12 protein-coding genes are annotated in these 13750 nt (G+C 70.1%); 3 read left to right on the forward strand and 9 right to left on the reverse strand.

The genetic code is table 11. The annotated features are described in order from the left end of the window. Positions 1 to 191: 191 nt before the first annotated feature. The 7 genes from HAV40_RS19660 to HAV40_RS19690 form a co-directional block, all read right to left on the reverse strand. Positions 192 to 1202 carry an ABC transporter ATP-binding protein gene (locus tag HAV40_RS19660; RefSeq protein ID WP_166383339.1) on the reverse strand — a complete coding sequence of 337 codons (1011 nt, stop codon included), beginning with the start codon at positions 1200 to 1202 and terminating at the stop codon, positions 192 to 194. Beyond that, complete coding sequence (locus HAV40_RS19665) at positions 1195 to 2232, reverse strand: ABC transporter ATP-binding protein (protein ID WP_166383341.1); 1038 nt, start codon at positions 2230 to 2232, stop codon at positions 1195 to 1197. The genes HAV40_RS19660 and HAV40_RS19665 overlap by 8 nt, the downstream gene beginning before the upstream one ends. An 8-nt stretch (positions 2233 to 2240) precedes the next feature. Next, positions 2241 to 3221 carry an ABC transporter permease gene (locus HAV40_RS19670; protein ID WP_166383343.1) on the reverse strand — a complete coding sequence of 327 codons (981 nt, stop codon included), beginning with the start codon at positions 3219 to 3221 and terminating at the stop codon, positions 2241 to 2243. Further along, on the reverse strand, positions 3214 to 4122 hold the full coding sequence (locus HAV40_RS19675; RefSeq protein WP_166383345.1) for an ABC transporter permease: 909 nt from the start codon (positions 4120 to 4122) through the stop codon (positions 3214 to 3216). Before HAV40_RS19675 ends, HAV40_RS19670 begins: the two co-directional genes overlap by 8 nt. Positions 4123 to 4259: 137 nt before the next feature. After that, positions 4260 to 5870, reverse strand: coding sequence for a peptide ABC transporter substrate-binding protein (locus tag HAV40_RS19680; protein WP_166383347.1), 1611 nt, complete (start codon positions 5868 to 5870; stop codon positions 4260 to 4262). A gap of 274 nt (positions 5871 to 6144) precedes the next feature. Beyond that, positions 6145 to 6792: a response regulator gene (locus HAV40_RS19685; protein WP_166383349.1), complete on the reverse strand. Its 648-nt coding sequence runs from the start codon at positions 6790 to 6792 to the stop codon at positions 6145 to 6147. A 108-nt stretch (positions 6793 to 6900) separates the two neighbouring features. After that, complete coding sequence (locus tag HAV40_RS19690) at positions 6901 to 8148, reverse strand: ATP-binding protein (protein WP_409364934.1); 1248 nt, start codon at positions 8146 to 8148, stop codon at positions 6901 to 6903. 136 nt (positions 8149 to 8284) lie between these two features. Between HAV40_RS19690 and HAV40_RS19695 the strand changes: the two genes are divergently transcribed. The 3 genes from HAV40_RS19695 to HAV40_RS19705 all read left to right on the forward strand — a co-directional run bounded on the left by HAV40_RS19695 (position 8285) and on the right by HAV40_RS19705 (position 11276). Further along, a complete protein-coding gene (locus HAV40_RS19695; protein WP_166383351.1) occupies positions 8285 to 9655 on the forward strand; it encodes a PspC domain-containing protein in 1371 nt (456 codons plus the stop codon). Continuing rightward, a complete protein-coding gene (locus HAV40_RS19700) occupies positions 9652 to 9915 on the forward strand; it encodes a hypothetical protein (RefSeq protein WP_166383353.1) in 264 nt (87 codons plus the stop codon). Before HAV40_RS19695 ends, HAV40_RS19700 begins: the two co-directional genes overlap by 4 nt. A 104-nt stretch (positions 9916 to 10019) precedes the next feature. After that, on the forward strand, positions 10020 to 11276 hold the full coding sequence (locus HAV40_RS19705; protein ID WP_166383355.1) for a phosphatidylserine decarboxylase: 1257 nt from the start codon (positions 10020 to 10022) through the stop codon (positions 11274 to 11276). Positions 11277 to 11552: 276 nt separating this feature from the next. Here the strand turns inward: HAV40_RS19705 and HAV40_RS19710 are convergent, their stop codons facing one another. Next, positions 11553 to 12458 carry a CDP-alcohol phosphatidyltransferase family protein gene (locus HAV40_RS19710; RefSeq protein WP_203671110.1) on the reverse strand — a complete coding sequence of 302 codons (906 nt, stop codon included), beginning with the start codon at positions 12456 to 12458 and terminating at the stop codon, positions 11553 to 11555. Between the two features lie 292 nt (positions 12459 to 12750). Further along, positions 12751 to 13683 (reverse strand): NUDIX domain-containing protein, encoded by a 933-nt coding sequence (locus tag HAV40_RS19715; protein WP_166383359.1) that lies wholly within the window; start codon positions 13681 to 13683, stop codon positions 12751 to 12753. Between the last annotated feature and the right edge of the window lie 67 nt (positions 13684 to 13750).

Here is a 13750-nt window from a genome sequence, read left to right on the forward strand (position 1 = left end):
GCGACTCTTTAAGAGTTGCGGCAGGTGGGGGGGCTGGCCGGACGGGCGGCGGGGGCGGGCGGGGCAGGAGGGGGCACATGCACAGGGCACCGCCCGCTATGCGGACGGTGCCCTGCTCTATGTTGACCCGGTGGCGGGCGGTCCGGCCGGAGGCTCAACCCCACCTGACCGTTCGCCACCGGGAGACACTCCTACCCTGCCGCGTGCACCACGTCCCGCTCCTGCGCGAAGTGGCATGCGCTCGGGTGTCCCGAGGTGGGACGGATCTGCAGCAGCGGCTCCTCCACCGAGCAGATCTCCTGTGCCTTCCAGCACCGGGTGCGGAAACGGCAGCCCGACGGCGGGTTGGCCGGCGACGGGACGTCGCCCTCCAGCCGGATGACCGCCTTGCGCTGCCGCGCCGTGGGGTCCGGCACCGGCACCGCGGACAGCAGAGCCTGCGTGTACGGGTGCGTCGGCCGGACGTAGATGTCGTCGTCGGTACCGACCTCGACCATCTTCCCGAGGTACATCACGCCGACGCGGTCGGCGATGTGGCGCACCACCGACAGGTCGTGGGCGATGAAGATGTACGACAGGTTGAAATCGGTCTGCAGCTGGTCGAGCAGGTTCATCACCTGAGCCTGGATCGACACGTCGAGTGCCGACACGGGCTCGTCGCAGACGATGACCTCGGGCTTGAGAGCCAGCGCGCGGGCGATGCCGATGCGCTGGCGCTGGCCGCCGGAGAACTGGTGCGGGTACCGGTTGATGTGCTCGGGGTTGAGACCGACCACGTCGAGCAGTTCCTGCACCTTGCGCCGCCGCTCGCCCTTGGGCGCGACCTCGGGGTGGATCTCGTACGGCTCCCCGACGATGTCGCCCACGGTCATCCGCGGGTTGAGCGAGGTGTACGGGTCCTGCATGACGAGCTGGATGTTGCGGCGCAGCCGGCGCTGATCGGCCGGGTTGAGCCGCAGCACGTCCCGCCCCTGGTAGCGCACCTCGCCCGAGGTGGGCTTCTCCAGGTTCATCAGCAGCTTGGCCAGCGTCGACTTGCCGCAGCCCGACTCGCCGACGATGCCCAGGGTCTCGCCCTTGTGCAGGTCGAGCGATACGCCGTCGACCGCCTTGATCTGCCCGATGGTGCGCTTGAAGAGGATGCCCTGGCGGATCGGGAAGTGCTTGACCAGGTCACGTACTTCGAGGATCACTTCACTCACGGCCGTACAGCTCCTCTGCGAAGTGACAGGCGCTGGACCGGACGCCGCCGAGCTCGACCAGCGCCGGGCGCTGGGTCAAGCAGATGTCGCGCGCCATCGTGCACCGCGGGTGGAACGCGCAGCCCGAGGGGATGCGCAGCAGGTTGGGCGGCAGGCCCTTGATGGTGTTGAGCTCCTGGCCCTTGAGGTCCAGGCGCGGCAGCGAGTCCAGCAGGGCCAGCGTGTACGGGTGGCAGGGCTTGCCGTACAGCGCGTGCACGTCGGCCTGCTCCACGATCCGGCCCGCGTACATGACCGCGATCCGGTCCGCGACGTCGGCGACCACGCCGAGGTCGTGGGTGATCAGGATCATGCCCATGTTCCGGTCGCGGCGGATCTCCGCCAGCAGGTCCATGATCTGGGCCTGCACCGTCACGTCGAGCGCCGTGGTGGGCTCGTCCGCGATCAGCACCTCGGGGTCCAGCGCCAGCGCCATGGCGATCATGACGCGCTGGCGCATGCCGCCGGAGAACTGGTGCGGGTAGTCCCGCAGGCGAGCACTCGCCGCCGGGATCTTGACCAGGTCCAGCAGCTCCGCGGCGCGCTTGTACCCGTCGGCCCGGCTCATGCCCCGCCGCTTGCGGAACAGCTCGGCGATCTGGAACCCGACCGTGAAGACCGGGTTCAGGGCCGAGAGCGCGTCCTGGAACACCATCGCGATGCCCTCGCCGCGGACCAGCCGTCGCTCGTCCTTGCCCATGGTGAGCAGGTCCTTGCCACGGAAGCGGATCGCGCCGTCCGTGACGAAGCCCGGCGGGGTGTCGAGGATGCCCATGATGGTCTGCGCCGTGACGCTCTTGCCGGACCCGGACTCGCCGAGCACGGCCAGCGTCTCACCGGCGTCCACGTGGTACGACACGCCGTTGATGACCTTGGCGATGCCGTCCCGGGTGCGGAACTCGACGTGCAGGTTGTCCACTTCGAGCAGATGGCCGGCGGAGCGGCCGTCGACGCCCAGCACGGGCGCCGTTTTCACCTTGATGTCGCTCACGTCGCCTCCTAACGCAGCTTCGGGTCGAGGGCGTCGCGCACGGCATCACCGAGCATGACGAAGCTGAGCACCGCGATGGCGAGGAAAGCGGCAGGGAAGGCCATCATGTACGGCGCGGCCTCCATGTACTGCCGGCTGTCGCCGATCATGATGCCCCAGGAGACGACCGGCTGACGCAGGCCGACACCGAGGAAGGACAGGGTCGCCTCGGCGCCGATGTACGCGCCCAGCGTGATCGTGCCGACCACCACCATCGGCGCGACGGCGTTGGGCAGCACGTGCCGGAAGATGATCCGGCCCGGCCGGGCGCCCAGCGCCTGTGCGGCGTGCACGAAGTCCAGCTGCTTGGTCGACAGCACGGCCGCTCGCATGATGCGGGCGAACGACGGCCAGCCGAGCATGATGAACGTGACGATCACGAGGGTGGTGATGCGGACGGCGCTCGGGCTGCTCTGCACCGGGGCGAAGGTCGACAGGATGACCAGCGCGCCGAGCACGAACGGCAGACCCAGGAAGATGTCGCCGAACCGCGCCAGCAGCGAGTCCGTCCAGCCGCCCAGGTAGCCGCTCAGGATGCCGAAGAACCCGCCGAGCAGCATGTTGCCGAGCACCGCGGACAGGCCGACCACGATCGAGGCGCGGGCGCCGTAGATCGTGCGGGAGTAGATGTCCGCGCCCTGCAGGTCGTATCCGAACTGCCCGCCCTTGCCGAACTGGAACCACGCCCCGAAGTCGGGCGGCGTCAGGCTCTTGTTCAGGTCCGCCGCGTTCGGGCTCACCGAACTGAACAGCGAGGGGAACGCGGCCATCAGCACGAAGATCGTGATCATGATCGCGGAGATCACGAACAGGGGCTTGCGCCGCAGCTCGTACCACGCGTCAGTCCACAGACTGCGGGGCTTGTCCTTGCGCGGAGGCTCGGCGGCTGCCGGGGTCGTCGGCAGCACGGCGGCCTCGGCCGTGGCGGTGGCCACTTCCGGGCTACTCATAGCGGATCCTCGGGTCCAGGACCCCGTACAGAAGGTCGACTAGCAGGTTGACGATGAGGTAGACGAGCACCAGGATCGCCACGATCGAGACGACGATGCCCGACTCCCGCCGGGCGATGGCCCCGAACAGCAGGCCGCCGATGCCGCGGATGTTGAAGATGCCCTCGGTGACGATCGCGCCGCCCATCAGGGCGCCGAGGTCGAGGCCCAGCCAGGTGACCACGGGGATCATCGAGTTGCGCAGCAGGTGCACGCCGGTCACGCGACCGGGCGCGAGGCCCTTGGCGACCGCGGTCCGGACGTAGTCCGCGCGGCGGTTCTCGACGATGTTCACTCGGGTCAGTCGCGTGATGTACGCCAGCGATCCGCTGCCCAGGATGAGTCCCGGGATGATCAGCTCGGTCCAGGGCGCCTCCGGCGACACCGAGGCGAGGCCGAACGCGTAGCGGGCGACGATGCCGATCACGAAGATCGGGACGGCGATGAGGACCAGGGTCGAGACCAGCACCAGGTTGTCGAGGAAGCTGCCCCGGCGAAGACCGGTGAGCACACCCGCGGTGATGCCGATCAGGGCTTCCGCCAGGACGGCGACCACTGCCAGCTTCATCGAGATCGGGAACGCCTGCGCGAGCAGGTCGCCGATCTCCAGCCCGTTGAACGTCTGGCCGAAGTTCCCGGTGGCGAGGTTCTTCAGGTAGTTCAGGTACTGCAACGGAAGCGGGTCGTTGAGACCGAACTTCTCCGTCATGTAGTTGACGTAAGCCGGCGGACAGGCCTTCTCGCCACAGCGGCCTGCGAACGGGTCACCTGGTAGTCCCCACACCAGGAACCAGATGAGAAAGGTGGTGCCGATGAACACAGGGATCGCCTGCAGCAACCGGCGGAGGGCATATCGCCCCATGACTACTCCTCACTGAGCCTCGCCGAGATAGGGCCGACCCCGCACGCCACGACGTCACCGCCGTGGCATGGGGGTCGGACCACCGGCGTGCCGCGCCCGCGAGGGCCCGGCACGCCGGTTCATATCCGGTGCCTAGCTCACTTGACCGTGACGGTGGCCAGGTCCAGCTCGCCGAAGGTGTTGATGGTGACGGTCTGCAGCTTCGCGGACCACACCGTCTGCTGCGAACCGTGCCACAGCGGGATGGTCGGCATGAGCGCCGGCAGCATCGCCTCCGCGTCCTGGTACAGCTTCTGCGCGGCCTGGAGGTCGGCGGTGCCGTCGGCCTCCTTCAGCTTGGCGTCGAAGGCGGCGTCGGAGAACTTGCCGTCGTTGGACGACGCACCCGTCTTGAGCAGCGGGTTCAGCCAGTTCTCGATGTGCGGGTAGTCAGCCTGCCAGCCGGCGCGGGACATGCCCGTCATCTTCTGGGTGGTGACCAGGGTGCGGAACTCACCGAAGGTCGGGAACGGCTTGCCCACACACGGCACACCCAGAGCGGTCTGGATGCTGTTGCAGACGGCGTCGACCCACGGCTTGTGCGAGGCGTCACCGTTGTAGGCGATGGAGAGCTCGGCCGGCTTGGTGGTCGCCGAGTCGAACAGGGCCTTGGCCTTGGCGGCGTCGAAGGTGCAGTACTCGCCACACGAGCCGTCCTTGTAGCCGGCCATGTTCGGGTTGACCCAGCCGTTCATCGGGATGCGCGTGTTGTTGAAGATCTTCTCGACGATCAGCTTGCGGTCGATCGCCATCGAGATCGCCTGGCGGACCTTCGGGTCGTTGTAACCCGGCAGCCAGGTCGGCATCGCGAGGAAGGAGGACGACGACACCGGCTTGTTGCTGTTCGCCGACGGGAAGTCCGCCTTGTACAGGTCACCGATGATCTTCGCCTGCGGGATCTGCTGCTGGAAGTCGATCGTGCCGTTCTTGACGTCCTCGTAGGACGCGGCGTCGTCGGAGTAGACGCGGAACGTGACGTCCTTGACCTTCGGCTTGTCCGCGCCCTGGTACTCGTCGAAACGGGTGACCTTGAGCTCGGTGTTCTTGGTCCAGCCGTTCATCTTGAACGGGCCGTTGCCGATCGGGTTCGCACCGAAGGCGTCGGGGTTCGTGAAGAACACGTCCGGCAGCGGCATGAACGCCGAGTAACCGACCTTGATCGGCCACAGGTTCGACGGGCCGCTCAGGGTCACCTCGAACGTGGTGTCGTCGACGACCTTGAGGCCGTCCATCTTGTCCTTGGCCGGCTTCGGGGCCTCCTTCGGGCCATCCTCGTCCGGGTCGACGCTGGTGACGTCGCCGTAACCCTTGATGTCACCGAAGAAGGTGCCGTTGATCATGCCGTTCGGCGTGTAGGCGGCGTAGTTCCACGCGTCCACGTAGTTCTTCGCGGTGACCGGGGTGCCGTCGTGCCACTTCCAGCCCGACTTGAGCTTGACGGTCCAGGTGGTGCCACCGTCAGCGGAGGTGATCGAGTCGGCGTTGGCCATCTCGGTCTTGGCGTCCGTCGCAGCGTAGTTCGTCAGACCCGTGAACAGGGCGTCGATGACCACGCCGCCGCCGGTCTCCGACGTCGCCGCCGGGATCAGCTTGTTCTGCGGCTCGGTCCAGCTCATGATGAACGAACCGTCAGTCGGGGTGGCGGGCGGAGCGGGCTCGCTGGTGCAGCCGGCCGCGGCCAGGGCGACAGCGGTCAGACCGACTGCCACCTTCCATGGGGTGTTCCCACGCATGCGTGTGCCTCCTCAGGCGCTCACGAGGGGGTGTGAGGTGGCCACACTTTCGCACCTCGCGAGCACGCGCCGGAAGGGCCTGATACCAACCCGTTACCGATACGGGACGACGCCGATATCCCGTCAAGAAATCTTTCACATCTCGGCGTAGCTTTTTGACCTGCGGATTTAGTGCTGGTCAGCGGGCTAGTTGATCGAGGAACGAAACACGATGGTAACTGGCATCCCAGCCTATGGGCGATACCGAGAGTTACACGAGGCGTCTATCTGCGGCCCAACGCGACAATTCATACCTGTTGGACATCTGCAGCTTACGCAGCACATTGGACACGTGGGTCTCCACCGTCTTGATGGAGATGAACAGCTCCTTGGCGATCTCCTTGTACGCGTACCCCCGGGCCAGCAGCCGCAGGACCTCGCGCTCCCGGTTGGTCAGCTGATCCAGTTCGGGGTCGGCCACCGGGGCGTCCGGGCGCGCGGCGAAGGCGTCCAGCACGAAACCGGCCAGCCGGGGTGAGAAGACGGCGTCGCCGTCGGCCACCCGCCGGATCGCGTCCACCAGATCGTCCGGGGAGATCGTCTTCGTGACGTAGCCGCGGGCGCCCGCCCGGATCAGGCCGATCACGTCCTCGGCGGCGTCGGAGACCGACAGCGCCAGGAAACGCACCTGCGGCTGGGTCTTGCGTACGGCGTCGAGCACCGCGCGGCCACCGCCGTCGGGCATGTGCACGTCCAGCAGCACCACGTCCGGGACCACCGAGCCGATCATCGAGATCGCCTGGGCCACCGTCGCCGCCTCGCCGACCACGTCGACGTGCGCCCCCAGTTCGGCCCGCACGCCCGCCCGGAACATCCCGTGGTCGTCGACCAGGAACACCCGCAACCGCTGCTCGCTCATGCCCGCTCCTCGCTTCGCTCGTCACGTGCCTGAGCCGCCCCGTGCCACATGATTCCCTCGCTGCGCTCGCTCATGCCCGCTCCTCGCTGCCCATACCCGTCACCGCGCTCACGCCGGCGTCTCCTTCGGCTCCTTCGGCGAGGTGACCGTCATGGTCAGCCTCACCTCGGTGCCCTCGCCGACCTCGCTGCGGATCTCCGCGTGGCCGCCGTGCCGCGACATGCGCCCGATGATCGAACCACGGACACCGTGCCGGCGCTCCTCGACCGTGTTCAGGTCGAACCCGGCACCACGGTCGCGGACGAACACGCTCAGCATCGTCGGCTCCGCCTCGGCGTACAACGACACGGTCTTGACCTTGGCGTGGCGGGCCGCGTTGACCAGGGCCTCGCGGGCCGCCGCGACGATGGCCGCCACCTTGTCGTCGACCGTGCGGTCACCGACCACCACCGCCTCCACCGCGATGCCGTAGGTGTCCTCCACCTCGGCGGCGGCCTGCTGGAGCGCCGCCGCGAAGTGCTCGGTCGGCGAACCGGTCGGCTGGTAGAGCCAGGTGCGCAGGCTGCGTTCCTGGCCCCGGGCGATGCGCTGCACCGCGACCGGGTCGGCGGCGTTGCGCTGGATCAGCGCCAGCGTGTGCAGCACCTGGTCGTGCACCATCGCGGCGAGCTCGGCGCGCTCCTGCTCGCGGATGCGGCCCTCGCGCTCGGCGCGCAGCGCGGTCAGCGTCCGCCACAGCACCGGCGCCGCCACCAGGCCCACCCCGGCGAGCGCCACCAGCGCGAACGCGATCGCCCGCCACATGTCGGCCCAGGAGACGTTGGCGACCGGGGAATAGAGGAAGACCAGCCCGAGGATGCCGACCGCGACCAGCACCCCACCGGCCAGGAAGCGCAGCAGGTAGATCCGGCGGTCCCCGTCGGAGATGGCGGCCAGCCAGGGCGCCGACGGCGACTCGTCGGACCAGCGCTGGCGGCGGTCCGGGTCGCTCTGGTGCCAGATGATGCCCGCGCCGACCGCGACCAGGGCGACCAGCCAGCCGACGGTCATCCCGATCCCGCCGTTGCGGTTGATCAAGGTGCTGACCGTCATCAGCGCCAGCCCGGCCAGCACGAACGGGGCCAGCCGCAGCAGCGAGCGGGGCCGCACCTCGCCCGGCCCGGCGGGCAGCACGGCCCAGAAGGCGGCGTACAGCAGCGCGCCCAGCCCGTTGATCGGCAGCAGCAGCACGAAGGCGATCCGGATCAGCGTCGGTGACAGCCGTACGTTCGCGGCGATGCCCCCGGCCACCCCGGCGACCAGGCGGTCGGAGCGGGAGCGGGTCAGGCGGGGGAACTCGGGCACGGAGGGCTGCACAGGGTCGATGGTTTCACGAGGTGGGGGCCGTCGCCCACGGGTGAGGCCCCGGAGATGGGCCGCCGCACATTCTCAGGGTCCGCTCAGGGTCGCCGCCTGAGGCAGGTAAGGCCTGCTCAGCGGGAATATCGACAGCATGAGCGATGAGACCCCGACGCCTGGCGGCGCGGCGCCCTCCGGGCAGGCCCCGCCCGCGGCGCAGGCTCCACCCCCACCCCAGGGCGAGCCCGCCTCCCCCTATGTCTCCTGGGCGGCGCCGTACGGCCTGATCCGGCCGCGCCACGGCCGTTACCTGGCCGGCGTGTGCGGCGCGCTGGGCCGCGCCACCAAGACCGACCCGCTGCTGTGGCGGGTGCTGATCGGCGTGCTGTCCGTGTTCGGCGTGGGCGTCGTCATCTACCTGGCGGCGTGGCTGCTCACCCCGGCTGAGGGCGACAGCTCCTCGCCGGTCGAGGCGCTGTTCGGCCGCGGCTACTCGGGCACCTCGTCCACGCTGACGCTGGTCATCGGCGTACTCACGGTGATCCTGATCGGGGCGGTGACCAACAGCTTCGAGGTCGCCGTGATCGCCGCCATCGGGCTGGTCATCGCCGCCCTGGTGGTGAGCCGCAACACCGCGGGCGGCACCGGCCACCTGCCGCGCAGCAGGCCCGGCGCGACCTACCTGCCCCCGGACTACGCCGCGCCGCACCCCGGCCAGCCGACTCCGGCCTACTCCGCGGTCCCGGCCGCCTACTCGTCGGTCCCGGCCGCCGCACCGGCACCGTCGACGGTGACCATGCCTGTCCCGCCGGTCGAGTCCACCGGCTACCGGCCGCCGTTCGCCCCCCACGGGCCGTTCGTCCCGGCGACCCCGCCGCCGCCCCCGCCGCCCCCGCTCAAGGCCCCCAAGCCGAAGCGGGAGCCGTCCCGGCTCGGCCGCCTGATCTTCGGGCTGACCATGGTCGTGCTCGGCGGCGTGGCGATGATCGACATGACGGGCGTATCCGTGCCCGGCAGTACCTACGTCGCCGCCGCGCTGGCCGTCGTGGGCCTCGGCCTGGTCATCGGCGCCTGGTTCGGCCGGGCCCGCGGCTGGATCCTCATCGGCCTCGTACTCGCCCTGGCGCTGCCGATGGCGGCCGCGAGCGGCGACTGGAGCCGCGAGCGCACCCAGGCCGGCAGCGTGACCTGGCTGCCGACCTCGCTGGAGGAACTGCACGACCGGTACGAGCACCGCTTCGGCGAGGCCACCCTCGACCTGACCGGCCTCGACCTGACCGGACAGGACGTGCAGGTGACCGCGCAGATCACCGGCGGCCAGTTCACGATCATCGTGCCGCCGAACGTCGACGTCACGGTCGACACGGAGGTCAACCTCGCCGACGCCGACGTCTTCGGCCGCAACATCAGCGGGGCTGGCCGGAATGACACCCAGATCAGCCTCGGCGACGACGGCAAGGCGGGCCCCGGCAAGCTCCACCTCATCCTCGACGTCAACCTCGGTCACGCGGAGGTAATCCGGTGAAGAACCACCGCACCGACTCGGTCTCGTTGTTCTTCGGTCTCATCTTCCTGCTGGTGGCGGGTGCCTTCCTGGCCCGGCGCGTGATCAACGTGGACCTGCCCCCGCTGGGCTGGTTCATCGCCGGTGGACTGATCATCCTGGGCGTGCTGGCCGTGCTCGGGGCGCTGTCGCCCCGGCGCTCCGGCGACCCGGCCCCGGTCGAGCCCGCCCCGGAGAAGGCCGAAACCATTGTCGAAGCCGAGCCTGAGCGGGTCGACTGAGCGTCGACTCACCCCGAGCGCCCCTCACCGCGCGAGCCCGCGGTGGGGGGCGCTCTATGCTGACCGGTGAACCACCGGTCGACGACGACGAGGAGCAACCTCAGATGAGCCACCACCCGACCGATCGTCCCGGCACCCCGGCGCTGGGCCCGCTCGGCCAGATCCGCATCGGCGACCGCGCCGCCCGCACCCTGACCACCGAGCTGGCCCGCCACGCCGGTCCCAAGACGGCCCTGCTGGTCGGCGCATCGGCGGACTCGCTGGTGCTGGCCGAGGCGCTGGACGCGCTGCTGCCCGGTGACCAGCTCACCGTGGTCGCGGCCGACGCGACCGTCGCGGGTCACCTGGCCACCCTGGGCAGCTTCCTCGCCGAGCGGGTCAAGGTCGTCGACGACCTCGCCGCCGCCGAGGCCGCCGAGCTGGTCATCGTCGCCGAGCCGGTGGTCGGCTCCGGCGAGGAGGCCCGCAACACCGTCGAGCAGCTGAGCAAGTACGTCGCCGAGGGCGGCCTGCTGATCATCGCGGCGGTCGCGCTGCCCGGCCTGTCCGGCGGGGCCACCGACGAGCTCGACCGCATCGCCGCCCGCCAGGGCGTCGGCTCCGACCTGGTGCTGCGCAACACCCCGCCGGTACGCGTACACCGCCTGCGCTTCACCGACGTCGACCCGGCCGTGGCCGGCAAGCTCGGCCCCGCGTTCCGCCCGTCCAGCGTGCCGCTCTACGGCACGATGAACATCGACTCCAACGGCGTCGCGGCGGCCGGTATCGCGCTCGGCGCGGCCGCGTTCCTCAAGGCCACCCGCCCGAAGTCGAAGGCGTGGGTGCTGCCCGCGCTGCTCGCCGCCCCGGTGGCCGCGTTCTTCCGCGACCCCGAGCGCGAGGTGCCCGCCGACCCGACCGCGGTCGTCGCCTCGGCCGACGGCCGGGTCCTCAGCGTGGAGCACATCTACGACGAGCGCTTCGCCGACGAGGAGTTCCTGCGCATCGCGGTGTTCCTGTCCGTGCTCGACGTGCACGTCAACCGGGCCCCGGTGGCCGGCAAGGTCGTCGACTACTTCGTCGAGGACGGCGGGTACGCCAACGCGATGAAGCCCGAGGCCGAGCACAACGTGGCGGCGTACACCGTACTGGAGACGCCGGACCGCAACCGGGTCGTGGTCGCCCAGCGCACCGGCCTGATCGCCCGCCGCATCGTGCAGCGGGCCCCGATCGGCGCGCTGCTGGCCAAGGGCGAGCGGTTCGGCCTGATCCGCTTCGGCTCCCGCACCGACGTCTACCTGCCCGCCGACAAGGCCGAGGCCCTGGTCGCCCCCGGCGACCGCGTCTCCGGCGGCTCCACGGTCATCGCCCGCCTGCGCTGACCTCACCTGTCTCCCCGGACCGGGGCCAGCCGCACCACGCGGCGCGGCCCCGGTCCGTTTTTCATAGACGCTGGCCTATTACATCGACTGTACGTAGATCAAACTCGATGTAATAGGCCAGCGTCTATGGCGAGCGGGGTGCGGCACGGCCGAGCGTGGTCCGGCACGGCCGAGCGGGTGCAGCACGGCCGGGCGAAGGCCGGCGGGAAGCACCCGCACACAGAGCGCCGCCCCGGTCCACTGGACCGGGGCGGCGCTCTGTGTGGATCTGAGACGTCAGGCGATGCGGGCGGCCGTCTTGCGCTGGCGGGCCCAGATGACCGGGCCGCTGAGCAGGTAGACCAGCACCAGCAGGCCGAAGGTGATCTGCGTGTTCCAGACCAGGCCGACCAGCGGCAGCAGGAACAGCGTCGGCGGCAGCTTGACCACCTTCGCGAGCTTGGCGTACGGGAAGCTGGAGACCATCGCGATGGCCAGCAGCACCACCCCGAACACCATCGCACCGGCCGGCAGCGCGCTGCCCATCGTGGTCTTCAGCAGCACGGTCACCGCCAGCACGGTCGCCGCCATGGTGGTCGGCACGCCGCAGAAGAAGCGGCCGTCCTTCGGCGAGACGTTGAACCGGGCCAGCCGGACCGCCGCGCAGCACGCGACCATGGCGCAGGCCACGATCAGCACCGGTGTCGGCACCGTGCCCTGCAGCGTGGCGAACACGACGACGGGAGCGGCGATGCCGAACGACGTCATGTCGCCCAGCGAGTCCATCTGCACGCCGAACGGGCTGGCCACGCCGAACTTGCGGGCCAGGGCGCCGTCGAGGCCGTCGAAGGTGATGCAGGCCAGCAGGCACAGTGCCCCGTACATGGGGGCACGGCCGTCGGGGCGGCCGAGGATCGCGAGGAAGATCGCGGTCATGCCGAGCAGCAGGCTGCTCAGGGTGCAGGCCTGTACGAGGGCGAACTTGATGCGGCGGTCGAGCGTGCGCTCGCCCGGCAGCAGCGGGATCGTGGTCGGGGTCGTCTGCTCCACCGGCTCGGCCGTGGCGGCCTTCTCGATGGCGCGCAGTTCGACCGGGTCAAGGCCAGGCAGCGCGGTGCTCGTCGCAACGGAGTGATCAGCCTTACGCAGGCGGCCCACCGGCACCAGCAGCATCTGCCGGGCGAAGGAGCCACCGGCACGCAAGCGGCCGGTCAGGCGGCCCGCAGGTCGCGGGCTGTCCGTCAAGCGACGCCGACGCCATAAGGCTCTCGGCACGTGTCGTCCCTCCATACCGGTTTCGGTTCCTTTCCGCCGCCTCAGCGGACCGACCGGCTTTTGCGGCCTACACCATCGCACACGTCCGCGTGCCTTGGCGATACCCGACGCGATCTTCGCGCGCCGTCCCTGCTGACGGGGGCAATCGGCCCTTCGGAGGGCATGAGCGCTCCGGGGGCTGTTCGTCTTGTCAGCGTCTGAGTCTACCCGACAGCGGCAATCAGGAAATATGTCGCAATTCTCGGTTAGCCGACTCCGTCAGGGGAATTCCGGCCAGCTCAGCGCGGGTGAACCAGCGCGCCTGCGCGGTCGACCCGCCTACCGCCTCGGTGACGGACGGCACTGTGGGCTCCGGCACCACCACCCGGTACACGGCGCGGACCACGTGCCAGTCGTAGGGCTCGCCCTCGGGGCCCATCGCGGCGGGGTTGTGGGTCGAGTTGACCCGGATCAGCTCGGTCACCTCGCCGACCTGGCCCGACTCCTCGAAGACCTCGCGGACCAGGCCGATCGACGGGGTCTCGCCGAAGTCGGTGCCGCCGCCGGGCAGGTGCCACCGGCCCGCGCCGGGGTAGTTCGGCGCGATCAGCGACAGCAGCACCCGACCGGCCGGGTCGGTGACCACGCCGTACGCCCCGAAGCGGGCGACCTTGCGCGCGCCGCCCAGGTCGCGGCCGTCCGGGCCCATCTCCCCCGCCTCGTCGGGCCGGGCGGGGCGCTGCCCGCTGGCCGGGCCGGTGGCGTCCAGGCCGAGCGTGCGGGCCGCGAACGGGATCAGCTCCAGCGTGTCCAGGCGCGACGGCTCGACCCAGGCGGGCAGGTCGGAGGTGCCGTCGGCCTCGACGGTCAGTTCGCCGCCGGTGATCGTCATGTCGTAGATGATCCGGTCGTGGTGCAGCAGCACCCCGCGCCACGGGAACTCGACGAGATCGGAGCTGACCTCGCGCAGGCCCGCGATCCGGGCGGTCAGCCCGGTCTCCTCACGGAACTCGCGGACCACGGCCGCCGCCGGGTCCTCACCGTGCTCCAGGCCGCCGCCGGGCAGGAACCACACGCCCGGGAAGTTGGACCGGGCCGACGAGCGGACCAGCAGCAGCCGGCCCTGCTCGTCGTGCGCTATGCCGTAGGCCCCGATACGCCGCCGCTTCTCCATGCCCGCTCCTCGCTGCGGCGGGGGGCACGAGCACCGTGAACCGCTCGCCCCGCCCGCTCACCACGAC

The organism is Catellatospora methionotrophica, from assembly GCF_011297335.1.
GTDB classification, from domain to species: Bacteria; Actinomycetota; Actinomycetes; order Mycobacteriales; family Micromonosporaceae; genus Catellatospora; species Catellatospora methionotrophica.